Genomic DNA, 25,835 nt, shown 5'->3' with positions numbered 1-25,835 from the left:
GGGCTGGCTGCCGGAGAGTGGCGCTGTCACAGGCCACGGAGCAGTACGCAGGAGAGCGGTACCAGCAGTAGGTAAGTGAGTGATCCCAGAGGGAAGAAACGGAGGGGCCGAGCGCCATCAGGATCGCCCGGGCGGAAGTCTTGAGCCTGGGTACCGCAGGACATCGATAGTGAGGTGGTCTCCGGTCAAGCAACCGCGATCCCCGCATTCCCCGTCCTCTCCCGGACGGTCGTGCGGACACAGAGGGCCGGCGCAGTATCACGGTCGGCAGATGGTGTAGCAGTTCCTTCGGGGCCCGGGTGCCATATGGCACCCGGGCCCCTCCACGCGTTCCACAGAGAGGTGCAAATGACAGCAGAAAGCTCGCACGACCGACTCGACGACGATGATTACCCCGCCTACACGATGGGCCGGGCCGCCGAAATGCTCGGCACCACCCAGGGTTTCCTCCGCGCCATCGGCGAAGCCCGCCTCATCACCCCGCTGCGTTCCGAGGGCGGCCACCGCCGCTACTCCCGCTACCAGCTGAAAATCGCCGCCCGCGCCCGTGAGCTCGTCGACCAGGGCACCCCCATCGAGGCCGCCTGCCGCATCGTCATCCTCGAAGACCAGCTCGAAGAAGCCCAGCGCATCAACGCCGAATACCGCGCGGCCGAAGCGGCGGGACCGCCCGAGGCTTGAGGCGGCGCGCCCGCCGGAATCCGCAGTCATCGCACAGCGTGTGGCGCAGGAGCGTCTCCCATGGTGGCAGGTGCACCGGTGCGCTACCTGCCCGACTTCCTGCATACCGGCGGAGCGGCCGTACTCACCCTGATCGTGGCCGGCGGTCTCCTCTGCAGGGGCGCAGTTGTCTATGCCCTCCAGCGCCCTGACCCCTCACCCCGCTGGTTCGGCTTCCACGAGGTTTTCCACGCGTTGACCGTGGCAGCCTTCACCGTGCACTACATCGCCATCATCCTGGCAATCTACTGACCGCCGCTCCGACCTGTGTCGATACTGGCCACGGGCCGATGGGGCCGACGCCGGGCGAGACGGTGCCGTCGGATTAGTTGTTCCCTCCGGGCCTTGAACAGCGCCCGCTCTTCCTGAAACGCTACTCTCCGAGCGGGGTAATATCTATAACCGCGAGATGAGGGTTTAGCGCGCAGTGCGGGGAGTGTTTTTACGGCAACCAACGGAGCGAAGTTGTTCACCGCACGCGGGTCGCCACCTCATGCTAATGTCGATCTCAGTTGCAGTTGTGGTACCCAAAACTTCAAGCTTCTTCGTGGGCGTTTTCGGCCGACGGAAGCTTCATTGTATTTCCGGTTGTTCTCCGGGCGGGGCATCATCGCGGCGACCCGGCATCCGTCCATTACGGGTCCCGGCGTACTGCCCCTAAAGGAGATGTGACATGGCGTCAGGTACTGTGAAGTGGTTCAACGCGGCTAAGGGTTTCGGCTTCATCGAGCAGGATGGTGGCGGCGCTGACGTGTTCGCCCACTTCTCGAACATCGCCGCCGAGGGCTTCCGTGAGCTGCTCGAAGGCCAGAAGGTCACCTTCGACATCGCGACGGGCCAGAAGGGCCCGACGGCCGAGAACATCGTTCCCGCCTGACGTGTACATCGTAGCTGGGGTCCACACCCTCGGGGTGTGGGCCCCAGCTACGGGCATTTCCCACGGCGGTGTCACCTGTGGAACAGCGCCGCCAACAGCCCCATCCTCAGGTGCGCACCTTTTCAGCGCTGCACCGGTCGACGCATGGAATTACACGTCCACATGACGTCACCTATTTCATCGCCTGCACTCCGCACCGGATTCACTGCAAAGCCACATTCTCTTTTCGCATCCCAGTCGGTTCGTTCTTGTGATTCCCCGCGCTGTTCTTCTGCAGCGGGAATTCCTTGATGCGCGCCGTATCAAGGAAGGTTCTCGATGAACCCCACACGTACGAACGCCCGTTCCTCCCGCCCCCGCCGGACCGAAGGCCCCGCTTTCGGGTCCACCGCCGGAACGGGTCGGGGCGCCCGCTTCAGCTCGCCCGCCCCGACCCGTTCCGGCGGCACGGGCCGCTCGGGCAGCCACGGCCGACGGCCCGCAGCGGGCCAGGGAGAGTTCGCCCTGCCTATGACGATCACGCCCGCGCTGCCCGCGGTCGAGGCGTTCGGCGATCTCGACATGCCTGCCCAACTGCTGGCCACACTGACCAAGCAAGGCGTGAGCGTTCCGTTCCCGATCCAGGGCGCCACCCTGCCCAACACCCTCGCGGGCCGCGACGCCCTGGGACGCGGGCGCACCGGTTCCGGCAAGACCCTCGCCTTCGGCCTGGCCCTGCTGGCCCGCACCGCCGGTCAGCGTGCCGAGCCCCGCCAGCCGCTGGCCCTGGTCCTCGTGCCGACGCGTGAGCTGGCACAACAGGTAACGGACGCACTCACCCCCTACGCCCGCTCGGTGAGGCTGCGCCTGGCCACCGTCGTCGGCGGAATGTCGATCGGCAGGCAGGCCAACGCGCTGCGCGGTGGTGCCGAGGTCGTCGTGGCGACGCCGGGCCGGCTCAAGGACCTCATCGACCGCGGCGACTGCCGGCTCAACCAGGTCGCGATCACCGTCCTGGACGAGGCCGACCAGATGGCCGACATGGGCTTCATGCCCCAGGTCACCGCACTGCTCGACCAAGTACGCCCCGAGGGCCAGCGGATGCTGTTCTCCGCGACCCTCGACCGCAACGTCGACCGCCTGGTCCGCCGCTACCTCACCGACCCCGTCGTCCACTCCGTCGACCCGTCCGCGGGCGCGGTCACCACGATGGAGCACCACGTGCTGCACGTCCACGGCGCCGACAAGCACCGGACGACGACCGAGATCGCGGCCCGCGAAGGCCGGGTGATCATGTTCCTGGACACCAAGCATGCCGTCGACCGGCTGACACAGGACCTGCTGAACAGCGGGGTGCGGGCCGCCGCCCTGCACGGCGGGAAGTCACAGCCGCAGCGCACCCGGACCCTGGCCCAGTTCAAGACCGGGCACGTCACCGTGCTCGTGGCCACGAACGTCGCCGCCCGCGGCATTCACGTCGACGACCTCGACCTCGTCGTCAATATCGACCCGCCGACCGACCACAAGGACTACCTCCACCGCGGCGGCCGCACCGCGCGGGCCGGGGAATCCGGCAGCGTCGTCACCCTGGTCACCCCCAACCAGCGCCGGGACATGACGCGCCTTATGGCAGCGGCCGGCATCGTGCCCCAGACCACCCAGGTCCGCCCCGGCGATGAGGCACTCAGCCGGATCACCGGCGCCCAAGCCCCTTCCGGCATTCCCGTGACGATCACCGCTCCGGTCCCCGAGCGGCGTCAGCGCAGCACGTCCTCACGCGGCCGGCGCAGCCCCGCTTCGGCTGCCCGGCGCGTGACAGCGCGGCAGACCTCCTTCGACGCGGCGGCGTGAAAACCTCGTGATCAGGAAACTGACCCACCGATGCAGGAGGCACCTTTTGACGCTGGTTCAGATGCAGCCCCGCCCGGCGAGTGCCACCCCCGTACACAGGACGGCGGCCGAGGCCATGGACACCGGCGGACCGCAGGTGTGTGACGACATGACCGTCGAGGTCGCCCTGTCCGTCATGGCCAGTGCCCGCACTGGGCACCTGCTCGTCTGCGACAACGACGGCCTGTGCACCGGACTTCTCACCCAGGCCCAGCTCACCGCGGCCCGTGACAGCTCCGCGTACACCGACCGGATCCAGCTGCGCGACATCCTCGGCGACCGAGGACCGTTCACCCGTCCCGTGTCCACCATGGCCGAAGCCGAGCACACGATGCGCTACAGCCAGGTCGATGCCCTGCCGGTCGTCGACGAACACGGCAGCGCTCTGGGCGTCCTCGCCGTTGCCCGCTGAACCGCCTCACCGCGGCAGAACCATTCCCTCTCCGTTCCTCCCCCTGTGAGGCATCATGCGCTGTGTCATCGCCCGCTTCCCGTTCGACCTCACCAAGAGCGGCGTCCTTGAATCGATGAAGGGCGTCAAGCCCGAGCAGGCTTCCGGCGAGTCCGTGATCATCGGCCGCCGTACCTACCCCGTCAAGCAGGTCGGACAGGTCGTCACACGTCAGGACCGCCGCGACTTCAGCGCCGGCGAAGTCCTGCGGGCCATGACCCGGCTCGGCTTCACCTGCCGCGACCTTCCCCCGGCTGCCGCGCCCACGCGCGTCCTCAACCCGTTCCAACAGGCTTCCGCGATGCTCGGCGCCCCCGCGGCCCTCTGACAGACGGGCAGGCGCGCGCCGCCACCAGAACAACGAGTGAGGGTCCGACCGGAGAAGCCGGTCGGACCCTCACCGCGTACCACTCTCGGTGCGACGCTGGATCAGTGGTCGGAGTAGCTGAAGTCGCCGATGGTCCAGGCACTGATGTCCTCGATCGCCACGCGGTACATCCCGCCCGTCTCGGGAATCCCCACCGCACCCTGCAAAATCCGCGCCAAATGGAAATGCAGATGCGTGGGCTGCCCCTCCCCCTGCGCCACAGCGGTGAACACGGCGGAGAAATCGTTCAGGCGGGCCGAGTCCGCCAACACCTCCGACACCCGCTGCCTCCAAACAGCCTCGGGAGCCAGCCGCCCCGTGATGACAGCACCACCGGCGACCACGGTCAGAGACATCTGATTGCTGCGCCCGGACTCCACCAGAGCGGCGACGTCAACAAGCAGCTCGTCAAGCTTCGACATGAGAGACGATTGTAATCACCAGCCGTCCGGCCAACTCAAGCAGCGGTACTCCACGACGGAAGCAAGACCGACCTGAGCAGACGATGACGCCTCAGACAGAGACCGAGTCATGCTCAGTGGCTCCAGCCGCTACGCCGAGCGCGGCTTACGGCGGGAGGACGTCTTCTTCGCCGTCTTCTTGGCTGGGGCCTTCTTCGTGGTCTTCTTGCGGGTGGGCATGTCGTGCACCGTGGCGTTCTCGCCGCTCTCGCCGCGGGTCTTCTTGGCTTGTTGTACGGACTGTTCCAGCGCGGACATCAGGTCCACCACCTGGCCGCTGCGCTTCGCCTCGGCTTTCGGTGCGGCCGGGGTCTTGCCTTCGGCCTTCGCCTGGATCAGCTTCTCGACGGCGTCCGTGTAGGTGTCGCGGAAGCCGGACACGCCGTCCAGCTCCATGGTGTCCATCAGGGCGAGTGCGCCCTCGATCTCGCTCTCGTCCAGCTCGACCGGCGCGGGTGCGAGTTCGGAGGGGTCGCGGATCTCGTCGGGCCAGTGCATCTGGTGCAGCACCATCGCGTTCTCCTTGATGGACAGCAGCCCGAGACGCTCCCGGCCGCGGAGTGCGTACTTGGCGATGGCCGCCTTCGAGGATCGCTCCAGGGCCTTGCGCAGGAGGGTGTACGGCTTGGCGGCGACTTCGCCGGCGGCCTCCAGGTAGTAGGTGTCTCCCAGGCGGATCTGGTCGATCGTGTCGCGGTCGACGAAGGCGACGACGTCGATGGCTTTCGCGGTTGGCAGCGGCATGTCCGCCAGCTCGTCGTCCGAGATGGGGATGACCTTGTCCTTTTCCACCTCGTAGCCCTTGCCGATCTCGTCCGACGTGACTTCCTCGCCGTCGATCGAGCAGATCTTCCGGTTCCGTACGAGGCCCATGTCTTCCAGGTGGATCCGGCGGAAGTGGATGCTGTGGTCCTCCGTCGCGGGGAGCAGCCGGATCGGGATCGTGACCAGGCCGAACGAGATGGCACCGCTCCATACAGCTGATGGCATGCGACCCTCCGTGGCCGGACGGCGGCCAGGCCGCCAATAGGGAGAACAAGGCGGCCGAACCGCCGCCCGTGCTTCGATCCTCACCCCGCCCTGTCCTGCTCGCACCACGAGCCGGACGGACGGACACCCGGGTCAGGTCCCGGACTCGGCAGCGCTGTGGCCGACGGGTGTCCGACATCGGACCGTGCCGCAGCCGTCTGCCGGGTGGTCCGTGGTCAGGCGCTCGGGCGCGAAGGTCCGTCCCCGTCCACGTCAGCGAGCGGTGAGTCCCCGTCGTGGACGTGCTTGAGGGCCATCCGGGCGTCGACCGTGGTGCCGGTCTCCAGCGTGCTCCAGTACGGGTGCGTGGAGACGGCGGTGGACAGTTGGAGAACCTCGCGGCGCAGGCGGGCTTCTTCCGTCTTCTGCTCGGGGGTGTAGCCGGGACTGGCGGCCATGGAGCTCCGGCGCTCGCTGTAGGGCTGCTTGTCGCTCTCCCACCCGGGCTGCGGCTCGACGGACCAGGGCAGAGCCCGGCACAGCGCGCGGTAGGCGGCACTGGCCTGGTGAAGACGCAGTTGGGCATCACGCAGATCGTCGGGAAAGTCGTATTCGGCCACGACTGGAATGCTACGCCTGTTCGAATATGGATGAGGAGGCGCCACCCCGCGCCAATCGGGGGACATCTGTCCTGTCCCATCGGACCTTGACCGGTCCCACCGACGTTTGGTGACCGTTCTGTTCGTCTCTTCGGAGTTCGATCACCACCAGGGGATGTCTTGTGGATCAGGCCGCGTACTCTCGGCTCTGTGCCCCGCCATCCGAAGAAGCCCCGCCGGCTGGTCGTCGACGGGCGGGCCTACTTGTGGACGGTCCGCCACAACCACCGCGTGCTGGACAGCGGCTCATCCGCGGACTGCCGCGAGACGCTCAGCTCGGCAAAACTGGCAGGCGCCACCAAGTCGTGCTCGAGGACCAGCCGGTACCCGAGTTCCTGCCACGCTTCGGCGTCGTCCTCGCGCTCCACCGCTCCCAGGAACTCGGGGACCCGACCTGTCTCGAAGTAGCAGTCGTACATCTGTGCCCAGTTCACCACTCACGTATTGAACCGACCCGACGCGCCCCTCGCGTTAGGAAGACGTCAACTTGACGCCCCGCTTCGCGAGGTGTCCGCGGTGAAAGTCTGCGTCCGTACGGGGGAGCGGGCATGCCGGTCGGCCCGATGACCGACCCGGGCCGGTATCACTGCGGATTGTGATCAAGAACCTGATGCGCGGTCTCGCGCTCTCCGCTGTCCTCGTTCCCCTTCTTTCCGCCACCCCGGCCCAGGCCGATGTCCTGGTGCTCCCGGATGCGGTGGGGAAGTTGCCCGAGGCGGTGGAGAGCCGGAACGGCTACCAGCGCACGTCCTTCCGGCACTGGAACGTCGGCCTGGACCCGGCCGACGGGTGCCACACGCGCAGTGAGGTTCTCCTCGCCGAGGCGCTGGAGCCCCCGCAGATCACCGGTAGTTGCGTCTTGTCCGGTGGGCGGTGGTTCTCGTACTACGACGAGCAGACGGTCACCGACGCCGCCAAGCTGGACATCGACCACATGGTGCCGCTCGCGGAGGCGTGGGACTCCGGCGCTTCCGCGTGGACCGCTCAGCGCCGTGAGGCGTACGCCAACGACCAGGACGCGGACACGTCGCTGGTCGCGGTGACCGCGCGCACCAACAGGTCGAAGGCCGACAAGGACCCGGCCGACTGGCTGCCGCCGGCCGCCGGGCAGCAGTGCCGCTACGTGGGGGAGTGGGTCGCCACCAAGCTCCGCTGGAACCTGAACGTCGACAAGCGCGAACTGGAGGCGCTGAAGGTCCTCTCCGACGGGCCGTGCGAGAACACGGCCGTCGTCTACACCCCGGCCCCGTAGGCAGAGCCGAAAGGTTCGGGTGGGGTGCCGGGGCGCCGGATGTCCGCATGCACGCGAACACGGACTCCCGGCACCCCGGGCTCCCGTCGTACGGGGGCGATGCCGGAGGTGGCCCACAGGCGTTCCAGTTCTTCCATCAGGGCGTGCGCGGTCACCTCGTCGGCAGCGGTGACGTCCAGGACGACCAGGCCGGGCTCGGGAATCCTGCGTCGCGTCGATACGGTCCATGCCCGGCCCAACGCACCCCGCACCCAGGACGGTTCGACCGCGGTGTCCGCACCACTCGTACGAGCGGCGCCGCGCGCTCCCCGCCGTCGACCCGAGAGCACCCGAAGCAGGTGGGCGCCGGCCCTGGCCGTACGAGCACGTCGCGCGCGCCTGTCCCGTGCACTGGTGAGTTTGTACACCCCCGGAGCCGGCGGACGCCCTTGATCCGCCAGCCCGGGTTCGCAAGGCGATTCACTCGGCCTGGCCGGGAGGAGCGGCCAGATGTGTCATCCGAGCGGGACGCGTGCTGGAGTCGAGGGCCCAGCGTCCAGATGAGCGGCGATGCGCGTGATCGTCCCGATGTTGTCCTCGAACAGATGCGCCTGCATGCCCGCCGCCCGGGCGGCCTCAACGTTGGCTGGAACGTCGTCCACGAAGAGACAGCTCTCCGGTCCCACCTCCAAGCTGGCGCAGGCAGCTTCGAAGGCGCGCGGGTCAGGCTTCTCGATGCCGATCTCGTGCGAGTAGACGATCTGCTCAACCAGTTCGTCGAAGTGGTACAGCGCAGCCTCCCGCTCCCGGGCTCCAACGAAGCTGTTGCTCAAAATGGCCAGCCTGCATCGCCCCTGCAGCGCCCGCACATAGGCGATGAGTTCCGCGTTCGGCGTTCCCAGGTACTCCGTCCAAAGGTCAGCCATGAAGGCTTCGAGCTGGTGAACGTTGAGACCCAAGCGTGATGCCACTTCCCAGTGCACATCGTGTTCGCTGATGTGTCCGACGCTTCCAGCACGCCACACGTCGCGCATCCGCTCATTGACGGTGCCCATCGGCAGCTCCAGCCGCTCTTCCCACCGCTGCACCCATCCGGTTTCCGGCGTGATCTCCAGTACGCCGCCGATGTCGAGAATGACGCAGGTCGTGGTCACGCGAACTCCCTCTCTTCGTCCCGCCTGGCCGGCGAGCACACTCCTGTGATCCAGGGAGACACTGTTGTCCTTCCCATGGGAGCACGGTCAAGCATCCTGGGAACGCTCTGTGAGAGTCCTGTCGCGAGCCGCTGACACGGTTCGGCCGCATCAGCAGGTGCCGTCAACCTTGTGACGCGAGGAACGATCAAAGCAGCACCGGGAATCAGGAACATGCGCTCAAGGGGCAGGAGTCGTACGGTGAATCCGGTACGTCTGCGCTCGGTCCGTACGCGGGACGGCGCGATGGTGGAGGTTCCGGAGCTGGCCGCGCTGCTCGCTTGGTGGGCGTCGTGTGATGTGCGCTGGGGTGTGTGCGTCATAGGTTTTCACCGGTGTCCGGCTGGGGTGACGCCGGTGCCAGGGTGTCGTTTCGCCGGTGAAGGCTGGTGTCGTTCGGTGGGTGGGGGCTTGTCGCTCCTGTGGATGGGTGTGGCGAAACGCCGGGTGGGGATGTGTTGTGTCTGGCTACGCTCGGTGGATGCCGTCGTTTGCAGGTGATCCGCGTCATGAGCGTCTTGTTGCCGTTGTTGCGTCGGTCGTGTCCGCCGGGAGGCGGCGGGTTCGGAGGGGCGTACGAGCTCCGGCTCGGTGTTGATGAGGCGGAGGAGCTGGGCGGGGTCGCTCTGATTCGCTCGGCGATGCGTAAGGCCGGCCGGTCCTTGGGATGGGCCAGGCTGCAGACGTTTGGTGGTTCCTTCCCACAGGTTGCTGTGGCGGGTGTGGCGGACCGGCGGGAGATTCCTGCAGAGTTCGCTGCCGCAGTTGAGGAGTACGAGCTGCAGCGGGGGAGGGCTGCAGTGGAGGTGATTGGGCGGACGTGGCAGGACGGTAAGCCGCGTGCGGTGTCGGGTTCTGTTTTCGTGGTGGCGCAGGAGTTCCGTGCCGCGTATGCCGAGGGCGGTGCCGGGTGAAGCGTGAGCGGGCGACTCGGCTGCTTTCGGACATGATCACGCGGCTCGAGGACGGCGCCTGGCCGCTGGGCCTGGTTGAGGAGGTCTACGTCTTCGGGTCGTACGAGCGCGGGGCGCTGGAGCCAAAAGATGTCGACGTTGTCATCGAGCACGGCACGGACAGGCGTTGGCTGGGCGAGTCGCTGGATGCATCGATCAACGGGCGTGACTCGTATGTGGGGATGAGGCAGGCCCTGCGGGGCCGGACCCGGGGGATCTCCTTCCAATTTCGTGGCCGCAGCAGTCTGCTGGACGAGGCTTCGAGCTGTTCTTGCTCTGGCGGAAGGGTGAGCCGTTCTCCCTGGCTCGCGAGCGCCTTGCCTCCTTAACAGCGGACCCGGCAGCCGGGCCGGTGCCCAGGGACCACATGCTGACAGAGTTCGAGGGGCTGGAGAGCTTGGTGCCGCGCCCGGCGCGGATCGAGCTGTTCGGCCGGCACGTGAAGGGCAAGATCAGTATCACGTCGCTGAGGCTGGTGGACGGAGACCTCAAGGACTCTGAAGCCGCCTGGCATGTACGGAGGCGCTGGGTGGAGACGAGCCCGTTGCGCCGGGCGGCGACGTGCGCCCTGGCCGCATTGGAGCAGCGAGGCGTTGACCTCAGCGAGGTGACGCTGCACGGTCAGCGGCTGTTCGGCCAGGACCAGCAGGCTGAACGCTGCTTCGTCGATCTGGGATGGAACGGCTTCAAATCTATGGGGCGTCTCCTGGACAGCGGAGTGACCTGGCTGGAAGTGCTGCGCCCCCATCGGACCAAGCCCATAGACGCACTGCTCATCGAGCCGACGCCTCGCACGTAACCGGAAACGCCCACCCGTGCCCTCGGTGTCGAGCCCGGTGACCGGGTCCCGGCCGCCACCGCCCGCGAGACCGTCCTCGCACTGCGCGCGGGCAAGGGCATGGTGCTCGACCCGGCGGACCACGACACCTGGTCGGCCGGCTCCGGGGCGACGCCACCACCGAGGATCTGCTCGCGCTCGCGCGGGAGGTCGTCGCGGGGGTGCGTGAGGCTTTCGGGTCACGCTGGTCAACGAGCCGGTGACGGTGGGCGTGAGCCTCTGAACTCGCTCGGGTTGGAGCCTCGGACCCGTTTGAACGCCGCGCTGAACCCGAACGGGTCGGAGTAGCCCACGATGCGGGCGACGTCCGCGACGGTCGCGTCCTCCCGCTCGACCAGCAGGTCCGCCGCGAGCGTCATGCGCCAGCGGGTGAGGTAGGTCAGCGGCGGTTCGCCGACCAGGTCGGCGAACCGCTTGGCCAGCGTCGAGCGCGACACCCCAGTTCGCTCGGCCAACGCGGCGACCGTCCACGGTGCCGCCGGTTCGGCGTGCAGCAGGCGCAGCGCGTCGCCGACCACCGGGTCCCGCTGCGCGGCCCACCAGGCCGGACGCTCCTCGCCCGGCCGGTCGAACCACTCGCGCAGCGTGCAGACCAGCATCCAGTCCAGCAGCCGGTCGAGCACGACCTGCTGGCCCGGCGTATCGACGGCGACCTCGGCGGCGAGATGGTCCAGTACGGCGTCACCCGTGCCCCCGTCGTCGGCGCGCAGTACGACCGGCAGCGCGTCCAGCAGCCGGCGGCTGATCTCGCCGCGCACCGGATAGGCGCCGACGATCAGAGTCGTCGCCCCCCGTCCGACACCCGGCCCGTTCCCGCCGGCACCACAGCCCCCGCCCGCGTCCCCGCCGGGGTCGTGCCAGCCGAGCCGGTGCCGGGTCCCGCCCTGCTCCGGCGTCGCACAGTCCTCGCCGCACGCGATCGGTTCGGCCGTAGTGCCGACCTCGTCCACGAAGGCGAACGTCCCCGGTCCGCGTACGACGATCGTCTCGCGGGCCCGCAGCCACTCGGGCGGACGGCCCTCCGGCACGAGCCAGCCCGCCCCGTCGATGACGGTGCACAGCGTCAGCGGCGCGCCGTCCACGAAGTGCAGCGCCCAGGGCGGGGACAGGGTCGTGCTGCCGAACAACGAACCGTGCGCCCGCACCCCGCGGATCAGATCACTGAAGACATCCACACCGTCGAGGCTAGACGAATGGACATGCGAACCGGCTCCTCACCCATGGAATCGTCCGATCGGGGCCGGTTCAATCGATGTCATGAGCAACGAGAACACCCTTGTCCTGGGCGCGACCGGCAAAACCGGCCGGCGGGTCCTCGCCCGGCTGCGCCTGCGCGGCACGCCCGTACGCGCCGCCTCCCGGTCGAGCGAGACCCGCTTCGACTGGTCCGACCCCGGCGGCTGGGACGCCGCCCTGCGGGACATCGCCGTCGCCTATGTCGTGGCACCAGGAGTGCCGGGCCCCGTGCACGAGTTCGTGGCGCGGGCCGAGACCGCCGGCGTACGGCGCCTGATCCTGCTCTCCGGGCACGGCGCCGACACCTGGGGCGACTCCACGTTCGGTCTAGACATGCGCTCGGCCGAGGACGCTGTACGCGGCTCGGCGCTGGAGTGGACCGTCCTGCGGCCGTCGAACTTCAACCAGAACTTCGACGAGGACGTCTTCCACGCCCCACTGCTCGCCGGTGAACTGGCGCTCCCGGCGGGCGCCGTGCCCGAGCCGTTCATCGACATCGAGGACGTCGCCGACGTCGCCGCCACCGTGCTGACCGAGCCCGGCCGGCACGCCGGACGCGTCTACGAGCTGACCGGACCGCGCGCGCTCACCTTCGGTGAGGCCGTCGAGCTGATCTCCCGGGCGTCCGGCAGGCCCCTCACCTACCGGCGCGTGCCGTCCGGCGAGTACGTCGCGGGGCTCGTCGCCGAGGGCCTGGGAAAGGACGACGCCCAGCACGTCGCCGAGATGTTCACGCTGATGGAACGCGGGCTGCTCGCCGGGACGACGGACGACCTCGCCGCCGTACTGGGACGGGCCCCGCGAACATTCGAGAACTACGTCGTACGAGCCGCGGCGGCGGGAGCTTGGCACCATCCCCCTCGCCCACCGGAAGGACTGTCATGAGCACCGACGCCACTTCGCTGACCACCGGGGACCTCGAATTCCTCCGGCGCCCCTTGCACGGGTTCCTGTCCGTGGCGGGGGGACCGGTCCCCCCACAGCCCCGGCCGGTGTGGTTCGAAGCCACCGCCGAGGGAACGATCCAGCTGTTCACGGGCCCGGAGACGGTCAAGGTGCGGCGCCTGCGCGGCGACCCCCGGGCCTCGATCGTCGTCGCCGCCCCGGTGGGCGAACGTGAGCGCTGGGTGTCGGTCGCCGGCCGCACCACGGTGGAGCCCGACGGAGCACACGACCTCTGCGCCCGCCTGGCCGCCCGCTACTGGGACCTCGACGACCCGGCCCGCGCGGACGAACTCGCCGCGATGATGGCCACGGACCAGGTACGTCTCGTGATCCACCCGGAGGCCGTACGCCGCTTCACGAATTGACCCAGGTCGTCTCTTCGAAGAGACGGCCTACCGGGCCAGGGCCTGGCTCCGGTGGCACCTGGATGGGGTTGTTGCACATGCCGTAGCGGCATGTGGTGGGGTCGGGGCACCACAGCACGAAAGGCTCTGTCTGCGATGTACCCCTCCCTCACGCCTCCCCGGCAGGTCAAGATCGGTGATGCCGCTGCGTTCGCCGGGATCACCCCACGCGCCATCCGCCACTACCACGAGATCGGTCTGCTGCCGGAGCCCGAGCGCGGCGGGGACGGCCGCCGCCGCTACGGGTATGACGACATGATCCGCCTGCTATGGATCCGCAGGATGGCTGATGCCGGTATCAGCCTGGACGACATGCGGGCCGCCTTCGGCGAAGCCCGGGACGAAGCTGGAGACGAAGCCCTGGACCAAGCCCCGGATATCGAGTCGGTCCTGAGCAGGCTGGAGGAAACCTTGGCGGCGCAGGAGGCTGCCATCAAACGTCGGCGCGCGGCTGTCCAGCGCCTGCAGGCGGTGGGCAGCCCGCTGGGGCTGCTCTCCGAACTGGTCACGGACCGGCTCAGCCACCTGCCCCCGGGCGCGTTGCGCCCCTCCGATCTGGACGCCCTGCTAGTCACGGAACGGATCTTCGGGCCGCTGGGCGCCGCCATCCAGGCCAGCGCGTTCATCGTGCTGGCCACCCAACCCGACCTGCGGGCCGAGGATGACCGTCTTGAGGCGGCCGAGGCCGCCCTCGACGACGGCGTCGAACCCGACGACCCGCGCGTCGAAGAGCTCGCCGTACAGCGATGCGCTCACCAAATGGCCCTGAATCAGGCCATCGAGGCAGCTGGTCTCGACGCGGCCGAGGAGAAGATCTTCGAGATCTACGACGCCGACCTGAAAGGGGAGGAGGGCACAGAGATGAGTGCCGCCACAGCGATCACCAAGATGCCTTACGACTTCTCTCCTGCCCGGATGCGCTGCCTGGAACTCGCCGGACGGCTCTTCGGCGAGGCCCTTGCCAACGCCCACTCCGCGGACAGCTGATCGTCTGTGCCTGGCACTGACGTGGCCCGACAACCGGTCGCGTCCATCCGCATGTGACCGGTCGAGTCAGACGTCGAGCCCGGGCCGTAACCAAGAGTGACATCACAACTGGCCGTACGTGGGGATTCCGAACTGGCCGCTGACCCGGGGTTCAGAAACAGGCACTGAACTTGCTGTTTAACCTTTGGCGGAGCCTCAGTAACACCGGTAGGTTCTCCGCGGTGACCTTGATGGAGACGCAGGGCCTCACGTCGATGACCGACGAGGCGCAGTTACGTTGGATGGCGTTGGGGGACACGACTCGGCGGCCGGCCGTGGTCATGGTCCATGGCGGTCCGGGTCTGCCGGATTATCTGGGCGATGTCGCCCCCACGGTCGCGGACCTCGCGCCTGTGTACCGGTACGACCAGCGTGGCACGGGTCAATCTCCGTGGCTGGGGCGCCATTCCTTCGCCCGGCATGTCGACGATCTCGTCGAGTTGCTTGACGCATGGGACGTGCCCAAGGCCGTGCTGATCGGGCACTCCTACGGTACTGACCTGGCGAGCCGGTTCTGCCTGACGCATCCTGACCGGGTTGCCGCAATGCTGCTGATGTGCGGGCCGTTCGTTGGTGATTGGCGTACCGGGGACGGAGCGGAGCGAGGCCGCCGCATGTCCGCAGCACAGCAGGAGCAGCTCCGCGCCTTGGAGGAGTTGCCACACCGCACGGAGGAGCAGGAAGTCGAGCTGCTCACACTGGCCTGGTTCACCGACCACGCCGATCCCGAACGGGGGTGGCACTGGGCTGCGCAGGGTGCCCGGCGGCGTCGCCCCGTCAACTGGTCCATGAACAGCGAGCTCGGCAAGGAAGGCCGTGCGGACCCGCTCGATGAGCATCTTGCCGAGCTCCGCGCATGCCTGCCCGCGCGGGCGGAGCTCCTCGGTGGGGCCAACGATCCCCGTCCTGTGTCGGCTCTTGAAGCACTCGCGCTCAGGCTCGATCTTCCGCTGACCCGGGTCGAAGACGCTGGGCACGAGCCCTGGTTGGAGCAGCCCAACACCGTGCGTGCGCACCTCCGGCGATTCGTGCAAGGCTCGTTGGGCGCATAGGGCTCGACCGGATTGCCGGCCGGCCTCACCCCACGCTGCCGGCACCACGGCAGGTCCGGTGTCGAAATGGTCCTCGAACTAGGCCGCTCACCTGGGTGTTCGCCGGACGCTTAGAGGTCCTAACAAAGGCGTTGGACGTGGCGGTGGGTGATGAGGCAGGTGGCGATGCCGAGGAAGGCTTCGTGGATGTCGTCGCGTCGTTCCCAGCGGATGCGGAGACGTCTGAAGCCGTGGAACCAGGCGATCGTGCGCTCGACAACCCAGCGGTGAACACCGAGGCCGGAGCCGTGCGGGACGCCGCGGCGGGCAATGACCGGTTTGATGCCCTGGGCCCGGACCAGACGGCGGTACTTGTCGTGGTCGTAGCCGCGGTCGCCGAGCAGGACATCAGGCCGTCGACGAGGTCGTCCCACGAGTCCTGGGACCGACGGGATTTTCGCGAGCAAGGGCATCAGCTGGGTGACATCGTTGCGGTTGCCGCCGGTCAGCGACACCGCGAGCGGGATGCCCTGCCCGTCGACAAGGATGTGGTGCTTGCTGCCCGGACGTGCGCGGTCGACCGGGCTGGGTCCGCTTTTGGGCCCCGCCGAGCGGCCCTGACGTGACTGGAGTCGATCACCGCCCGCGACCAGTCGAGCTGCTTCGCCGCACGCAGCCTTGCCAGCAGCACAACGTGAAGCCTGTCCCAGACGCCGGCCTCGTTCCATGCGGCAAGCCGCCGCCAGCACGTCATGCCCGAACCGAAGCCCAGCTCCTGCGGCAGATACTCCCACTGGATGCCGGTATGCAGGACGAACAGGATCCCGCACAGCGCATCCCGGTCCGCCACCCTCGGCCGCCCGGCCACGAGCTTCGGCCCCAGCACAGGCAACAACGGCTCGATCAGCGACCACAGTTCATCCGAAACAACCCACGGACGCGACTCCCTCTTCCCCACGAACAGCCCAACGAGCCACTAGGCCGACAGTCACACCATCACGGACTTCTGTTAGGACCTCTAAGTCGTGCTTGCGGATCTTGGTCGGAGTCTGATGGCTGCGGTGCCTCCGCGCCCTCACGGGTGACCAGCTGGAGGACGGCAGACGTGGCGAAGACCGGTCCGGTGGACGTGTCCGTCACGATTCTCCGCGCCGGGCAGGGCTATCGGGTGAGTTGGGCGTGGATGGTTTTGCCGGGGCCGGGGCCGGGTGTGATGGTCAGGTTGTCGGTGAGGCGGCGGATCATGTGCCAGCCGAAGCCGCCGGTGCCGCCGTTGAGGTCGGGTGTGCGCTCGCGTGGGGGCGCCGGGTTGGGGTCGCTGATCGCGGCGGTCACCGTGTCGGGGGCGGCGGTCAGTTCCAGGGTGTAGTGGCCGCCGCCGTGTCGCAGGGCGTTGGTGACGAGCTCGGAGACCACCAGGACGAGGGTGTCCGCCATGTCCGGGCCGGGTGCCGGGGAGAGACGGTCGGTGAAGGCGCGGGCGGCCTGGCGGGCCTGGTGGATGCCGGCCGCGCTGTCCCCCCGCACCACGACGGCCGGTGCGGGGGGAGTTGGGGTGGTGGTGATCGTTGTGCTGTTCATGTGCGTACACCCCACCTGTGATCGGTTGTGCCGCTTGTGTCGTGGCAGCTTACGTGCCCGCTCCGGCGGTTCTCACACCCCGCTCCGGTGCAGTTTCCAAGCACCCTGGACGGCAGGTCTTCGCTGTCAGTCCTCGCAGAAAATCTGTCATGGCCGAGGTAGACATCTGTGGCTTGGTGGGGTTAGTGTTTTGCCCGTAGCCAAGAGGTCGAACAGGCCCGGCAGGGATGAACTGCCGGTAGCAGTACACGTAGGTGCAGGTCGGTGCGGTGGTGGAGTTCCGAAGCCAGAGCGGTTGCAGGACGGTGACGGGACTGACGGCCGGACCGGGTGGCCCGCAGGTTCAGGGGCCGCCATGAAGCAGTACACGCAGGTAGCAGTGCGGTACCAGTGGTTCCTCGGTGAAGGCGTCGGGCTGCGGGCGCGCGTGCCGGGAGGTTCGGCAGTGGGGTTCTAAGCCAGAGTGGACGCAGGACGGGCGACGGGGCTGGCTGCCGGAGAGTGGCGCTTACTCAGGTCACCAGCAGTTCGCATCACCAGTAGTACAGAGCAGTGCGCGGTACCAGCAGTAGGTAAGTGATTGATCCCAGAGGGAAGAAACGGAGGAGTTGAGCGCCATCAGGATCGCCCGGGCGGAATCACTGAGCCCGGGTACCGCAGGACATCGATAGTGAGGTGGTCTCCGGTCAAGCAACCGCGATCCCCGCACACGCCCTCATCCCCCGCGGGCTGGTGCGGAACAAGAAGGCCGGCGCAGTATCAGGGTCGGCAGATGGTGTAGCAGGTCCTTCGGGGCCCTGGTGCCAAACGGCACCAGGGCCCCTCCACGCGTTCCGCAGAGAGGTGCAAATGACAGCAGACAATTCCTTCGGCCGTCTCGATGACGACGACTACCCCGCCTACACGATGGGCCGGGCCGCCGAAATACTCGGCACCACCCCCGCCTTCCTGCGGGCCATCGGCGAGGCCCGCCTCATCACCCCGCTGCGCTCCGAAGGCGGACACCGCCGCTACTCCCGTTACCAGCTGAAAATCGCCGCCCGCGCCCGCGAACTTGTCGACCAGGGCACCCCGGTCGAGGCGGCCTGCCGCATCGTCATCCTCGAAGACCAGCTCGAAGAAGCCCAGCGCATCAACGAAGAACTGCGCAGCTCACCCGCCAAGTCCCGTTCCAAGGCTGGCGCCTGACAGGGCCAGTTCACCGTGAGACCGGCTGCTGGTGTCACCGTCTGGTCCGACAGCACCGGTCTCATTCTGAATTCCTGATTGACCGTCGACGGCATAGACGACGTCGACGTGGACGAGCTGGCCACGGCATTGGCCGTGCGGGCCGAAGGTGTGCGACGGGGGACTCCCGGTCAGGCGAGGTTCTTGGTGAAGAACTCGTCGAGCTTGTCGAAGGGGATGAGGTCCTTGCGGTCGTACAGGTCGACGTGGTCCGCGCCCGGCACGACCACGAGGTCGACGGTCTCGGGGGCCATCTTCTGGACGTCCTGGGAGTAGTAGAGGGAGTGCGCGTCGGCGCCGGCTACCAGGAGGGCCTTGCGGGGCGCCAGCATGTCGATGTTCGTCATCTGCCGGAAGGAGAAGAACGACATGGTGTGGTCGCTGTCCACGCGGTGGTGGAGTTGATCGAGCGCGGGTGGTACCCGCGCTCGGTGCGGTAGTAGTCGAAGAAGCTCTTCGTGACCGGGTCGGCGTCCGTCGGCAAGGTCTCGGGCAGGACGCGGTTCGAAGGGGCGACATCGCCGTTCTCGTCGAAGGGGACCTCGTGGGACCCCCGCGCGTAGGTGCCGTTCTCGGCGTCGGTCCAGCGCTGCTGGCTGACGTAGTTCACGACCTTCTGACGCTGCTCACGCGTGTAGAAGTCCTCGTGGCCGCGGGAGATGCTGCGCGACATGTCGTACATCGAGGCCGTGGCGACCGCCTTGATACGGCTGTCCGCAGCCGTCGCGGTGAGCGCCATACCGCTCAGGCCGCACACGGCCTGCACGCCGATCCGCTCGCGGTCGACGGTCCTCTGCAGACCGAGGAAGTCGACGGCGGCGCTGAAGTCCTCGGTGTAGATGTCGGGCGAGCCCACGTCGCGCACCGTGCCGCCGCTCTCCCCGGTGAAGGAGGGGTCGAAGGCGAGGGCGACGTACCCGCGGCGGGCGAACTCGTTCGCGTAGAGCCCCGACGACTGCTCCTTGACGGCACCGAACGGGCCGCTGAGCGCCAGGGCGGACAGCCTGCCACTGGCGTTCTTCGGCACGTAGAGGTCTGCGGCAACCGTGATGCCGTAGCGGTTCTTGAACCTCACCGAGGTCCGCTTCACGTTCCTGTCCAGCGCGAAGGTGTAGCCGCCCTTGCCCTGACCTGTAGTGCCCGCGGCGCGGCTGCTCTCCTCACCGAAGGCGGGCAGAGCCGTGAAGGACGCGGCGGCAGCGCCGCCACCGGCGATCAGTCCAAGCGCTTTGCGACGTTCCATGGAATGAACCTCATATTCGATCGGTGGAGGGGAGGGCACGACGGTCGGTGGTGTCGTGACCGAGGCACAGTTCCAGGAGACCTTTCTTGCGGCAGGCGGCGCTTCGTGCCGGGTCTGGGCCTTCCGCATTGCGTTGGACAGGTAGTTGCGGACCGGTGCTCTCGGCGAGGTGGAGCTGACCGGCGCATCAACGCCGAATACCGCCGTGCCGCCGGGTCATTTGCTCCGCCGGCCTCGGTCTGAGATAGCGAAGACACCCGCACCTACCCAAGCGGTTTCGCAGCTGGCTGCCGCGCATACTGCCCGGGACGCCCGGGCGTCCCGGGCGACGTCGTTCTTCACCGTGGCTCCGGCCCCGCCCGGAGCCCGGCTGTCACGCCGGGGCTGCGCCGGCCTCTTGCTGCGGGTGCGCGGGCCGTGCACCGTCGTCCAGCCCTTCCCTGGCGCTGGAAGGACGCGGACCGTTTACGCGGCCGGGGCGAGTTCGGCGCGGCCGAACAGCAGCGCGTAGCCGGTGGGGAGCTGGTGGAGGATGCGGGTGATGAGGTCGGGTCCGGCGTGGGCTGTGACGGCGGCGAAGACGGAGCCGGTGTCCCAGCGGGTGGTGGCCAGGGATGCGCCGGAGCGGGCGGCGAGGTCCTTGACGAAGGCCCAGCCGGTCAGCGGCTGGGTGTCGGGGATCTGCGCGGTCAGGGCACGTGCGGCCTCCAGGGGCAGGCGGGCGGCCAGGTCGACGCGTTCGTCGCCCGTCAGCTGGCGTCCCAGCCCCGCCAGGACGAGGCGGACGGCTTCCTCGGCTCTCTCCAGGGTGGGGTAGACGCCTTCGTAGCGGACCTTCTCCAGCATCTGCTCATACGCCGGCGAGTACGGCTGCTGGTGCTCAAGCGGTATGCGCACGTCGGTGATCACTGCGGTGGATGCCTTTCGTCAAGCCAGGGTCGGGTGGGTGCCGGTGTGCGGCACCGAGCTGGTGGTCAGGTGGGTTGGGGGCAGCCGAAGAGGAGGTCGTAGCCAGCGGGGAGCTGGAGCAGGATCTCTTCGAGGAGGTCGTCGCCGGCGGCGTCGGCGACGGTGGACAGCACGGCGCTGACGTCCCAGGTCCCGGTCTGCTCGGTGGCACCCTCAATCCAGGCCGCGGTCGCCCGCACGAACCGCTCCGGCGACAGCGGCTCGGCGCTCTGCAGCGGGTTGAGCAGGATCAGGGCGAATTCCTCCGGCAGGCGGGCCGCGAGCCGGGCGCGGACCTCGCCGACCAGGTGTGCGCCGAGCAGCGCGAGTACCACACGGGCCGCGCGCTCGGCTTCCTCCACAGTGCCGTACTCGCCGCGTTCCTTGACGTGGTCGAGAAACGCTTCGCGTCGCAGTGTCATCTCGGCCGTCACCCCTTCTCGTCTCGGACTGTCCACTGGGGGTGCGGAGGACGGGGTGAGGGGGAGATCAGGGATTCCCGTCCTCCGCACCTGTCCGGCAGGTGTCAGCCGGAGATCTCCTTGAGGCCGGAGCCGACGCCGACGGAGATCTTGCGGGGCTTGGCACGCTCGGCGATCGGAATGCGCAGGGTGAGCACGCCCGCGTCGTAATCGGCGTGGATGCGCTCGGTGTCGAGGGTGTCGGCGAGCACGATCTGGCGGGAGAAGACGCCCAGCGGCCGCTCGGACAGTTCCATCTGCACGTCGTCGCCCTTCGCTACCGGCCGGCGCTCGGCCCTGACGGTGAGCATGTTCCGTTCGACGTCGATGTCGATCGTGTCCGCGGGGACGCCGGGAAGGTCGAAGGCCACCACGTACTCGTCGCCCTCACGGTAGGCGTCCATCGGCATCGCCGACGGCCTCGACCAGGTCCCCGGGCTCAGCAGCTGCTGCGTCAGCCGGTCCAGCTCACGGAAGGGGTCAGTGCGCATCAACATCGTGAAAACACCTCCAGCAGGTTCAGGCAGTTACTGCCAATGCGCCTTACTGATACGGTTGTAACATGTCATCCAATGGATGACAAGGATGATGTCGTCGACCTGATGACACTCTGGGGGAGGTGCCCGTGACAGCAGCCGACCAGCCGTCCACGACCCGTACCGACGACCACAGCCCGGCGTCCTTCCTCGCCGCCGCGGCGGCCCTGGCCGCCATAGACGACGCGCTGCGCGATGCCCAGCACGAGACCCCCGACGCCGCTGGTCCCGGCCCCGAGCAGGTGGTGGCCTCACTGATGCTGTTGCGGCAGGTGCGCGAGCAGCTCGCCGGCTGGGAGACCGGCCTGATCGAGACCGCCCGCGACGCGGGCGCCAGCTGGGCCGACCTCGCCGGCCCCCTCGGCGTCGCCAGCCGCCAGGCCGCCGAACGGCGCTACCTGCGCGGGCGCCCCGGTGCCGTCGGCACCACCGGCGAGCAGCGCGTGACGGCCACCCGCCAGGCCAGGGCCGCCGAACGCGCCACCGCCGGCTGGGCCCGCGCCAACGCCGCCGACCTGCGCCGCCTCGCCGGGCAGATCACCGCGCTCGCCCGCCTCGCGCCCGAAGCGCGCTCAGCCCAGGCCGCCCTGCACGCTGCTCTCGGCGCTGCCGACGCCGCCGAGCTCATTGCGCCGCTGACCGGCATGCGCCCCTACCTCGACGCCCGCCACACCGGCCTGGTCCAATCCCTGGAGGCCCTCGAAGACCGGCACACGACGACAGCCGCTGACGATGACTGACTCCCACCACGCAGAGTCACACCACACAGATGCGCTCCGGCCCACCCCGAACCACGCCGACGACGGGCAGCCGTCCGTCCCCGGCCCGAGTCCAAAACCGTTCATGACGTACCCACAGAAAGAGACCCACATGAGCAGCAGTGTCGAGACGCTGGAATTCCAGGCCGAGACCCGCCAGTTGCTCCGACTGGTGATTCATTCGATCTACTCGAACAAAGACATCTTTCTGCGCGAGCTGATCTCGAACGCCTCCGACGCCTTGGACAAGCTGCGACTGGAATCGCTGACCGACTCCAGCCTCGCCGAGACCGGCACCACCGACCTGCACATCTCGCTGGAGGTCGACAAGGACGCCCGCGCACTGACCGTCCGTGACAACGGGGTCGGCATGACCCGGGACGATCTTGTGGAGCTGATCGGCACCATCGCCAAGTCCGGCACCGCCAGCCTGCTGGAGAAGATCAAGGAGTCCAAGGACGCCGCCACCGCCGAGAGCCTGATCGGGCAGTTCGGCGTCGGCTTCTACTCGGCGTTCATGGTCGCCGACAAGGTCACCCTGCGCACCCGGCGGGCCGGCACCGACTCCGGCACCCAGTGGGAGTCCGACGGCGAGGGCACCTACGGCATCCAGGCCGTCGAGGGGCTGCCCGTGGGCACCTCGGTCACCCTGCACCTCAAGCCCGCCGACAGCGAGGACGGGCTTGCCGACTACCTTTCCGAACCGAAGATCCGCCAGATCGTCAAGCAGTACTCGGACTTCATCCGCTGGCCGATCCGGATGGCCACTGAGCGCACCGACGCCGAGGGCAGGACCACCCGCGACATCGACACGCTCAACTCGATGAAGGCGCTGTGGGCCCGTCCGCGCAGCGAGGTGACCGATGACGAGTACAACGAGTTCTACCAGCAGATCAGCCACGACTGGCTGCCCCCCGCCGAGACGATTCACATGCGCGCCGAGGGCACCTTCGAGTACGAGGCACTGCTGTTCATCCCCTCGCAGGCCCCCTTCGACCTGTTCTCCCGCGAGACCAAGCGCGGCGTGCAGCTGTACGTCAAGCGGGTGTTCATCATGGACGACTGCGAAGCGCTCATGCCCAACTACCTGCGCTTCGTCAAGGGCGTCGTGGATGCCCACGACCTGTCGCTGAACGTCTCCCGCGAGCTCCTCCAGCACGACCGCCAGATCCGCGGTGTACGCCGGCGCCTGGTCAAGAAGGTCCTCGGCGCCCTCAAGGACATGCAGTCCAAGGACACCGAGCGCTACACGAAGGTGTGGGAGCAGTTCGGCCGGGCGCTCAAGGAAGGCCTGGTCGAGGACACGGACAACTCCGAGGCCCTGCTGGAGCTGGTGTCGGCCGCCTCCACTCACGACCCGGAGAAGACCACCACGCTGCGCGAGTACGTCGAGCGGATGAAGGACGGCCAGGACACCATCTACTACTTGACCGGCGAGAGCCGCGCGATGGTGGAGAACTCCCCGCACATGGAAGCCTTCGCCGCCAAGGGCTACGAGGTCCTGATCCTCACCGACCCCATCGACGAGGTATGGGTGGACCAGGTCCCCACTTTCGACGGCCATCATCTGCAGTCCATCGCCAAGGGGCAGGTCGACCTCGACGACTCCGCCGACGGCCGGAAGGAAACCGGCGCCGAGAAGGCCCGGCGCGAGCAGGACTTCGCCGCCCTGCTGCCCTGGCTGACCACCACCCTGTCCGAACAGGTCAAGCAGGTCCGCCTGTCCTCACGCCTGACCACCTCGGCGGCCTGCATCGTCGGCGACGCCCACGACGTGACCCCGACTCTGGAAAAGATGTACCGGGCCATGGGCCAGCAGATCCCCCCGGTCAAGCGGATCCTGGAACTCAACCCCGCACACCCGCTCATCACGGCCCTGCGCACGGCGCACGACGCGAACGCCGAAAACCCCGCACTGGTGGAGACCGCCGAGCTTATCTACGGCAGCGCGCTGCTCGCAGAAGGAGGCGACCTGCCCGACCCCGCCCGCTTCACCCGGCTGCTCACCGACCGCCTGACCGGCACCCTGTAACCACGGGTGCGGCCCGGCAGAGCCGAAGAGCCCGGCCGTAACCACCCGACCTCCCCCTGACGCACTCCTCATTAACCTGCCGGCTCCGGAGCCCCGTACGCGGCTCCGGAGCCGGCAGATGCATTCGCTGCCCAACTACCACACGAGGTGAAGCCTTGGAGTGAAATGGGAGATCGCCTCACGTTCCGCCAGGTCACCTGGCACCGCCGCGCTCGAATCACGCCGACGATCAAGGAGCGAGCGGTGCCCACCAACTTTCTCAGCGAGGAACAGCGCAGGCGCTCCGGACACTTCACCGAGGACCCGGACGAGGACAGCTCGCCGAGCGTGGCGGCCGCCCGCCCCGGCGACGTAGTCGTGGTCACCGGACGAGGCACGGATCAGCAGCAGACCACCGGGTCCTCACCGATGAGTGCGGCCAGGTTGTCCTGCACCGGTGTGATCTTGATGTTCATCTCGACGCGGGAGTCCAGCCGCTCCAGTACGGCGGCGTGCTCGTCGCGGCGTGCGGCGACGCCCGCCACTACCGCCGCCTCGTCGGGCGCCACCATGCCGAAGCGCATCGGCAGCACGGGGCCGGCTCCGGCCAGCGCCAGGAGGACACTCTGATGTGCCATCAGATCGCGTCGCCGGGCCCTGAGTCCCGGGTACGCGGCGCTAACTACGACTGCGAGGTCATCGGCCGGCAGCAGCCGTACCGGTGCCGGCGGCGCACCGGCGGAGAGCGGGTGGGAGCGGCCCACGATGCCGTACACGTAGATGCCTGAGGCAGTCATGCGTCAGTCCTCATCCCGGTGGCGGCGTGTTCGTTCGCTTCCGGCGCCGGTCCTGGAGCGCGAGGGCTTGGACCTGCGCGGGCGCTCCTCCTCCTGCTCGTCCTCGTCGTCCCCGCCGGCGCCCACGGCCTTCTTCGCCCCGGCCTTGCCGACGCTCTTGGTCATGCCGCCGCCGAACAGTTCGGGCACGGTCCTGCTGGTCGAGTTGTTCTCCAGGTCCAGCCGGTTGCAGGCTTCGGCGAACCGTAGGTACGTGTCGACGCTGGCGACGACGATCCGTGCGTCGATCTTCAGGATTTCGATGCCGACCAGTGACACCCGGATGAAGATGTCGATGACCATGCCGCGGTCGAGGATGAGTTCCAGGACGTCGTAGAGGGTGCCGGCGCGGGGAACGCGGACAACCTCCTCGCTGTATGTGCTCAAGGAATGACCGTCTCTCGGGAAGGGCTCCGGTGCCGGGCGGCTCATGTGTCCGCCTGGCCGCGGCGGTAGCGACGGACTCTGCGGTACTGAAGCAGTGAGCCGTCCTCATCGATGTCCACTTCGTACGTGGCGAGCAGGCTGGTGGTGTCGGGGATGCGCGGGAGCTCCAGCACGTCGACGTCGACGTGCCAGCCGTCGTCGTTCCGCGAGACGGCGGAGACGCCTTCAGCGCGGTGCCTGATCAGCTTCTGCAGGCTCTGACACGCGCGTTCGGCCGCCTCCTCCGCTCGCCTCACGTTTTCCTTGCCCGCGGGAGAACGGGCGGATCGGGAGGTCCGCCCATGCCCGGCACGCTGCTCTGACATGCTCCCCAGCCTCCCGACCCCGTGACCACCGCGCACGCGGTGATGGACCGAACGAGCCGCGACCGGTGATCACCCGAATGGCGACTCGCCGGAGCTCGGAGGAAACTACAAGAGCCATGCCCATTCGAGATTTCCCCCTCTTCTTTCTGGAGGATCCGATGGCCAGCACCGACACCGCCAGCAGCACCTCTACCGGTACAAGCGCCAAAAACGGGGGACCGGGCGGCACGACCACGATCGCCGACAACGTGG

General features: G+C 68.1%; 34 protein-coding genes and 1 pseudogene. 18 read left to right on the top strand and 17 right to left on the bottom strand.

Features of this window, described 5'->3' with window-relative positions; all coding sequences use genetic code 11:
- Window positions 1–348 precede the first annotated feature (348 nt).
- From ACFWHU_RS31310 to ACFWHU_RS31285, 6 genes are all read left to right on the top strand, one after another.
- Complete coding sequence (locus ACFWHU_RS31310; protein ID WP_387228912.1) at window positions 349–681, top strand: MerR family transcriptional regulator; 333 nt, start codon at window positions 349–351, stop codon at window positions 679–681.
- Between the two features lie 18 nt (window positions 682–699).
- Complete coding sequence (locus ACFWHU_RS31305) at window positions 700–972, top strand: hemolysin III family protein (protein WP_387229051.1); 273 nt, start codon at window positions 700–702, stop codon at window positions 970–972.
- Window positions 973–1,393: 421 nt separating this feature from the next.
- On the top strand, window positions 1,394–1,597 hold the full coding sequence (locus ACFWHU_RS31300; RefSeq protein ID WP_214930018.1) for a cold-shock protein: 204 nt from the start codon (window positions 1,394–1,396) through the stop codon (window positions 1,595–1,597).
- A gap of 318 nt (window positions 1,598–1,915) precedes the next feature.
- A complete protein-coding gene (locus ACFWHU_RS31295; protein WP_387228910.1) occupies window positions 1,916–3,427 on the top strand; it encodes a DEAD/DEAH box helicase in 1,512 nt (503 codons plus the stop codon).
- Window positions 3,428–3,473: 46 nt separating this feature from the next.
- Window positions 3,474–3,878: a CBS domain-containing protein gene (locus ACFWHU_RS31290; RefSeq protein WP_387228907.1), complete on the top strand. Its 405-nt coding sequence runs from the start codon at window positions 3,474–3,476 to the stop codon at window positions 3,876–3,878.
- Window positions 3,879–3,933: 55 nt separating this feature from the next.
- The gene (locus ACFWHU_RS31285; protein ID WP_387228905.1) at window positions 3,934–4,245 is read left to right on the top strand and encodes an SCO5918 family protein; all 312 of its coding nucleotides are present in this window, start codon (window positions 3,934–3,936) and stop codon (window positions 4,243–4,245) included.
- A 101-nt stretch (window positions 4,246–4,346) separates the two neighbouring features.
- Here the strand turns inward: ACFWHU_RS31285 and ACFWHU_RS31280 are convergent, their stop codons facing one another.
- The 4 genes from ACFWHU_RS31280 to ACFWHU_RS31265 form a co-directional block, all read right to left on the bottom strand.
- Window positions 4,347–4,706 carry a hypothetical protein gene (locus ACFWHU_RS31280; protein ID WP_381968366.1) on the bottom strand — a complete coding sequence of 120 codons (360 nt, stop codon included), beginning with the start codon at window positions 4,704–4,706 and terminating at the stop codon, window positions 4,347–4,349.
- Between the two features lie 129 nt (window positions 4,707–4,835).
- Window positions 4,836–5,735, bottom strand: a complete 900-nt coding sequence (locus tag ACFWHU_RS31275) for a Ku protein (RefSeq protein ID WP_387228903.1) — start codon at window positions 5,733–5,735, stop codon at window positions 4,836–4,838.
- Between the two features lie 215 nt (window positions 5,736–5,950).
- Window positions 5,951–6,334, bottom strand: a complete 384-nt coding sequence (locus tag ACFWHU_RS31270; protein WP_387228901.1) for a hypothetical protein — start codon at window positions 6,332–6,334, stop codon at window positions 5,951–5,953.
- Between the two features lie 239 nt (window positions 6,335–6,573).
- Window positions 6,574–6,810, bottom strand: a complete 237-nt coding sequence (locus ACFWHU_RS31265; protein WP_387228899.1) for a hypothetical protein — start codon at window positions 6,808–6,810, stop codon at window positions 6,574–6,576.
- Between the two features lie 158 nt (window positions 6,811–6,968).
- Between ACFWHU_RS31265 and ACFWHU_RS31260 the strand changes: the two genes are divergently transcribed.
- Window positions 6,969–7,625 carry an HNH endonuclease family protein gene (locus tag ACFWHU_RS31260; RefSeq protein WP_387228897.1) on the top strand — a complete coding sequence of 219 codons (657 nt, stop codon included), beginning with the start codon at window positions 6,969–6,971 and terminating at the stop codon, window positions 7,623–7,625.
- Here ACFWHU_RS31260 and ACFWHU_RS31255 read toward each other — a convergent pair.
- Both ACFWHU_RS31255 and ACFWHU_RS31250 read right to left on the bottom strand, forming a co-directional pair.
- Window positions 7,607–7,780: a DUF6207 family protein gene (locus tag ACFWHU_RS31255; protein WP_387229049.1), complete on the bottom strand. Its 174-nt coding sequence runs from the start codon at window positions 7,778–7,780 to the stop codon at window positions 7,607–7,609. The two genes, ACFWHU_RS31260 and ACFWHU_RS31255, sit on opposite strands and share 19 nt — an antisense overlap.
- A 339-nt stretch (window positions 7,781–8,119) precedes the next feature.
- Window positions 8,120–8,758 carry an HAD family hydrolase gene (locus ACFWHU_RS31250; protein ID WP_387228895.1) on the bottom strand — a complete coding sequence of 213 codons (639 nt, stop codon included), beginning with the start codon at window positions 8,756–8,758 and terminating at the stop codon, window positions 8,120–8,122.
- 548 nt (window positions 8,759–9,306) lie between these two features.
- On the opposite strand from ACFWHU_RS31250, the gene ACFWHU_RS31245 reads away from it, so the two are divergent.
- The 4 genes and pseudogenes from ACFWHU_RS31245 to ACFWHU_RS31230 form a co-directional block, all read left to right on the top strand.
- Complete coding sequence (locus ACFWHU_RS31245) at window positions 9,307–9,711, top strand: hypothetical protein (protein ID WP_387228893.1); 405 nt, start codon at window positions 9,307–9,309, stop codon at window positions 9,709–9,711.
- 32 nt (window positions 9,712–9,743) lie between these two features.
- On the top strand, window positions 9,744–10,079 hold the full coding sequence (locus tag ACFWHU_RS31240; protein ID WP_387228891.1) for a nucleotidyltransferase domain-containing protein: 336 nt from the start codon (window positions 9,744–9,746) through the stop codon (window positions 10,077–10,079).
- A gap of 38 nt (window positions 10,080–10,117) precedes the next feature.
- Complete coding sequence (locus tag ACFWHU_RS31235) at window positions 10,118–10,549, top strand: hypothetical protein (protein ID WP_387228889.1); 432 nt, start codon at window positions 10,118–10,120, stop codon at window positions 10,547–10,549.
- Between the two features lie 15 nt (window positions 10,550–10,564).
- A pseudogene (locus tag ACFWHU_RS31230) lies at window positions 10,565–10,811 on the top strand (hypothetical protein); the annotation flags it as partial.
- Here ACFWHU_RS31230 and ACFWHU_RS31225 read toward each other — a convergent pair.
- A complete protein-coding gene (locus tag ACFWHU_RS31225) occupies window positions 10,777–11,763 on the bottom strand; it encodes an AraC family transcriptional regulator (protein WP_387228887.1) in 987 nt (328 codons plus the stop codon). The pseudogene ACFWHU_RS31230 and the gene ACFWHU_RS31225 overlap by 35 nt on opposite strands.
- An 82-nt stretch (window positions 11,764–11,845) precedes the next feature.
- Here ACFWHU_RS31225 and ACFWHU_RS31220 point away from each other — a divergent pair, with 82 nt between their 5' ends.
- The 4 genes from ACFWHU_RS31220 to ACFWHU_RS31205 all read left to right on the top strand — a co-directional run bounded on the left by ACFWHU_RS31220 (window position 11,846) and on the right by ACFWHU_RS31205 (window position 15,251).
- Window positions 11,846–12,709: an NAD(P)H-binding protein gene (locus ACFWHU_RS31220; RefSeq protein WP_387228885.1), complete on the top strand. Its 864-nt coding sequence runs from the start codon at window positions 11,846–11,848 to the stop codon at window positions 12,707–12,709.
- A complete protein-coding gene (locus ACFWHU_RS31215) occupies window positions 12,706–13,134 on the top strand; it encodes a pyridoxamine 5'-phosphate oxidase family protein (RefSeq protein WP_387228883.1) in 429 nt (142 codons plus the stop codon). Before ACFWHU_RS31220 ends, ACFWHU_RS31215 begins: the two co-directional genes overlap by 4 nt.
- A 135-nt stretch (window positions 13,135–13,269) precedes the next feature.
- Window positions 13,270–14,160, top strand: coding sequence for a MerR family transcriptional regulator (locus tag ACFWHU_RS31210; RefSeq protein WP_387228881.1), 891 nt, complete (start codon window positions 13,270–13,272; stop codon window positions 14,158–14,160).
- 230 nt (window positions 14,161–14,390) lie between these two features.
- A complete protein-coding gene (locus ACFWHU_RS31205; RefSeq protein ID WP_387229046.1) occupies window positions 14,391–15,251 on the top strand; it encodes an alpha/beta fold hydrolase in 861 nt (286 codons plus the stop codon).
- 119 nt (window positions 15,252–15,370) lie between these two features.
- On the opposite strand, the gene ACFWHU_RS31200 is transcribed toward ACFWHU_RS31205, so the two are convergent.
- A protein-coding gene (locus ACFWHU_RS31200; protein WP_387228879.1) for an IS5 family transposase occupies window positions 15,371–16,188 on the bottom strand; the annotation gives its coding sequence in 2 pieces (ribosomal slippage) (window positions 15,371–15,856 and window positions 15,859–16,188; 816 coding nt in all).
- A 203-nt stretch (window positions 16,189–16,391) separates the two neighbouring features.
- Entirely contained in the window at window positions 16,392–16,811 is a 420-nt protein-coding gene (locus ACFWHU_RS31195; protein WP_381968386.1) for an ATP-binding protein, read from the bottom strand.
- Window positions 16,812–17,660: 849 nt separating this feature from the next.
- Between ACFWHU_RS31195 and ACFWHU_RS31190 the strand changes: the two genes are divergently transcribed.
- Window positions 17,661–17,999, top strand: a complete 339-nt coding sequence (locus ACFWHU_RS31190; RefSeq protein WP_381968388.1) for a MerR family transcriptional regulator — start codon at window positions 17,661–17,663, stop codon at window positions 17,997–17,999.
- Window positions 18,000–18,169: 170 nt separating this feature from the next.
- On the opposite strand, the gene ACFWHU_RS31185 is transcribed toward ACFWHU_RS31190, so the two are convergent.
- The 5 genes from ACFWHU_RS31185 to ACFWHU_RS31165 all read right to left on the bottom strand — a co-directional run bounded on the left by ACFWHU_RS31185 (window position 18,170) and on the right by ACFWHU_RS31165 (window position 21,187).
- A complete protein-coding gene (locus ACFWHU_RS31185; protein WP_387228877.1) occupies window positions 18,170–18,409 on the bottom strand; it encodes a hypothetical protein in 240 nt (79 codons plus the stop codon).
- Window positions 18,382–19,281 (bottom strand): alpha/beta hydrolase, encoded by a 900-nt coding sequence (locus ACFWHU_RS31180; protein WP_387228875.1) that lies wholly within the window; start codon window positions 19,279–19,281, stop codon window positions 18,382–18,384. Before ACFWHU_RS31180 ends, ACFWHU_RS31185 begins: the two co-directional genes overlap by 28 nt.
- Window positions 19,282–19,746: 465 nt before the next feature.
- Entirely contained in the window at window positions 19,747–20,190 is a 444-nt protein-coding gene (locus tag ACFWHU_RS31175) for a DUF2267 domain-containing protein (RefSeq protein ID WP_387228873.1), read from the bottom strand.
- Window positions 20,191–20,255: 65 nt separating this feature from the next.
- On the bottom strand, window positions 20,256–20,651 hold the full coding sequence (locus tag ACFWHU_RS31170) for a DUF2267 domain-containing protein (protein WP_387228871.1): 396 nt from the start codon (window positions 20,649–20,651) through the stop codon (window positions 20,256–20,258).
- Between the two features lie 104 nt (window positions 20,652–20,755).
- On the bottom strand, window positions 20,756–21,187 hold the full coding sequence (locus ACFWHU_RS31165; protein ID WP_387228869.1) for an Hsp20/alpha crystallin family protein: 432 nt from the start codon (window positions 21,185–21,187) through the stop codon (window positions 20,756–20,758).
- Window positions 21,188–21,315: 128 nt separating this feature from the next.
- Between ACFWHU_RS31165 and ACFWHU_RS31160 the strand changes: the two genes are divergently transcribed.
- Complete coding sequence (locus tag ACFWHU_RS31160) at window positions 21,316–21,966, top strand: type III effector protein (RefSeq protein WP_387228867.1); 651 nt, start codon at window positions 21,316–21,318, stop codon at window positions 21,964–21,966.
- Between the two features lie 130 nt (window positions 21,967–22,096).
- Window positions 22,097–24,016, top strand: a complete 1,920-nt coding sequence (gene htpG / locus ACFWHU_RS31155) for a molecular chaperone HtpG (RefSeq protein ID WP_387228865.1) — start codon at window positions 22,097–22,099, stop codon at window positions 24,014–24,016.
- A gap of 380 nt (window positions 24,017–24,396) precedes the next feature.
- Here the strand turns inward: htpG and ACFWHU_RS31150 are convergent, their stop codons facing one another.
- From ACFWHU_RS31150 to ACFWHU_RS31140, 3 genes are read right to left on the bottom strand one after another with little or no spacing between them, the layout of a single operon-like run.
- On the bottom strand, window positions 24,397–24,792 hold the full coding sequence (locus tag ACFWHU_RS31150; RefSeq protein ID WP_381968402.1) for a GvpL/GvpF family gas vesicle protein: 396 nt from the start codon (window positions 24,790–24,792) through the stop codon (window positions 24,397–24,399).
- 3 nt (window positions 24,793–24,795) lie between these two features.
- The gene (gene gvpJ / locus ACFWHU_RS31145) at window positions 24,796–25,218 is read right to left on the bottom strand and encodes a gas vesicle protein GvpJ (protein WP_381968404.1); all 423 of its coding nucleotides are present in this window, start codon (window positions 25,216–25,218) and stop codon (window positions 24,796–24,798) included.
- A gap of 41 nt (window positions 25,219–25,259) precedes the next feature.
- Window positions 25,260–25,583: a gas vesicle protein gene (locus tag ACFWHU_RS31140; protein ID WP_387228862.1), complete on the bottom strand. Its 324-nt coding sequence runs from the start codon at window positions 25,581–25,583 to the stop codon at window positions 25,260–25,262.
- Window positions 25,584–25,835 lie beyond the last annotated feature (252 nt).

It is taken from the genome of Streptomyces sp. NPDC060366 (genome assembly GCF_042725135.1).
GTDB lineage: Bacteria > Actinomycetota > Actinomycetes > Streptomycetales > Streptomycetaceae > Streptomyces.
The sequence above is the reverse complement of the archived record's forward strand: the minus strand, read 5'-3'. Positions and strand labels throughout refer to the sequence as shown.

Excerpts from the sequence above, each read along its gene's own strand:
- ACFWHU_RS31310 (WP_387228912.1), top strand. The coding sequence starts at position 349 with ATGACAGCAGAAAGCTCGCACGACCGACTCGACGACGATGATTACCCC.
- ACFWHU_RS31300 (WP_214930018.1), top strand. The coding sequence starts at position 1,394 with ATGGCGTCAGGTACTGTGAAGTGGTTCAACGCGGCTAAGGGTTTCGGC.
- ACFWHU_RS31295 (WP_387228910.1), top strand. The coding sequence starts at position 1,916 with ATGAACCCCACACGTACGAACGCCCGTTCCTCCCGCCCCCGCCGGACC.
- ACFWHU_RS31285 (WP_387228905.1), top strand. The coding sequence starts at position 3,934 with ATGCGCTGTGTCATCGCCCGCTTCCCGTTCGACCTCACCAAGAGCGGC.
- ACFWHU_RS31280 (WP_381968366.1), bottom strand. The coding sequence starts at position 4,706 with ATGTCGAAGCTTGACGAGCTGCTTGTTGACGTCGCCGCTCTGGTGGAG.
- ACFWHU_RS31275 (WP_387228903.1), bottom strand. The coding sequence starts at position 5,735 with ATGCCATCAGCTGTATGGAGCGGTGCCATCTCGTTCGGCCTGGTCACG.
- ACFWHU_RS31245 (WP_387228893.1), top strand. The coding sequence starts at position 9,307 with ATGAGCGTCTTGTTGCCGTTGTTGCGTCGGTCGTGTCCGCCGGGAGGC.
- ACFWHU_RS31240 (WP_387228891.1), top strand. The coding sequence starts at position 9,744 with ATGATCACGCGGCTCGAGGACGGCGCCTGGCCGCTGGGCCTGGTTGAG.
- ACFWHU_RS31235 (WP_387228889.1), top strand. The coding sequence starts at position 10,118 with ATGCTGACAGAGTTCGAGGGGCTGGAGAGCTTGGTGCCGCGCCCGGCG.
- ACFWHU_RS31220 (WP_387228885.1), top strand. The coding sequence starts at position 11,846 with ATGAGCAACGAGAACACCCTTGTCCTGGGCGCGACCGGCAAAACCGGC.
- ACFWHU_RS31215 (WP_387228883.1), top strand. The coding sequence starts at position 12,706 with ATGAGCACCGACGCCACTTCGCTGACCACCGGGGACCTCGAATTCCTC.
- ACFWHU_RS31210 (WP_387228881.1), top strand. The coding sequence starts at position 13,270 with ATGTACCCCTCCCTCACGCCTCCCCGGCAGGTCAAGATCGGTGATGCC.
- ACFWHU_RS31205 (WP_387229046.1), top strand. The coding sequence starts at position 14,391 with ATGGAGACGCAGGGCCTCACGTCGATGACCGACGAGGCGCAGTTACGT.
- ACFWHU_RS31195 (WP_381968386.1), bottom strand. The coding sequence starts at position 16,811 with ATGAACAGCACAACGATCACCACCACCCCAACTCCCCCCGCACCGGCC.
- ACFWHU_RS31190 (WP_381968388.1), top strand. The coding sequence starts at position 17,661 with ATGACAGCAGACAATTCCTTCGGCCGTCTCGATGACGACGACTACCCC.
- ACFWHU_RS31185 (WP_387228877.1), bottom strand. The coding sequence starts at position 18,409 with ATGTCGTTCTTCTCCTTCCGGCAGATGACGAACATCGACATGCTGGCG.
- ACFWHU_RS31180 (WP_387228875.1), bottom strand. The coding sequence starts at position 19,281 with ATGGAACGTCGCAAAGCGCTTGGACTGATCGCCGGTGGCGGCGCTGCC.
- ACFWHU_RS31170 (WP_387228871.1), bottom strand. The coding sequence starts at position 20,651 with ATGACACTGCGACGCGAAGCGTTTCTCGACCACGTCAAGGAACGCGGC.
- ACFWHU_RS31165 (WP_387228869.1), bottom strand. The coding sequence starts at position 21,187 with ATGTTGATGCGCACTGACCCCTTCCGTGAGCTGGACCGGCTGACGCAG.
- htpG (WP_387228865.1), top strand. The coding sequence starts at position 22,097 with ATGAGCAGCAGTGTCGAGACGCTGGAATTCCAGGCCGAGACCCGCCAG.
- ACFWHU_RS31150 (WP_381968402.1), bottom strand. The coding sequence starts at position 24,792 with ATGACTGCCTCAGGCATCTACGTGTACGGCATCGTGGGCCGCTCCCAC.
- ACFWHU_RS31140 (WP_387228862.1), bottom strand. The coding sequence starts at position 25,583 with ATGTCAGAGCAGCGTGCCGGGCATGGGCGGACCTCCCGATCCGCCCGT.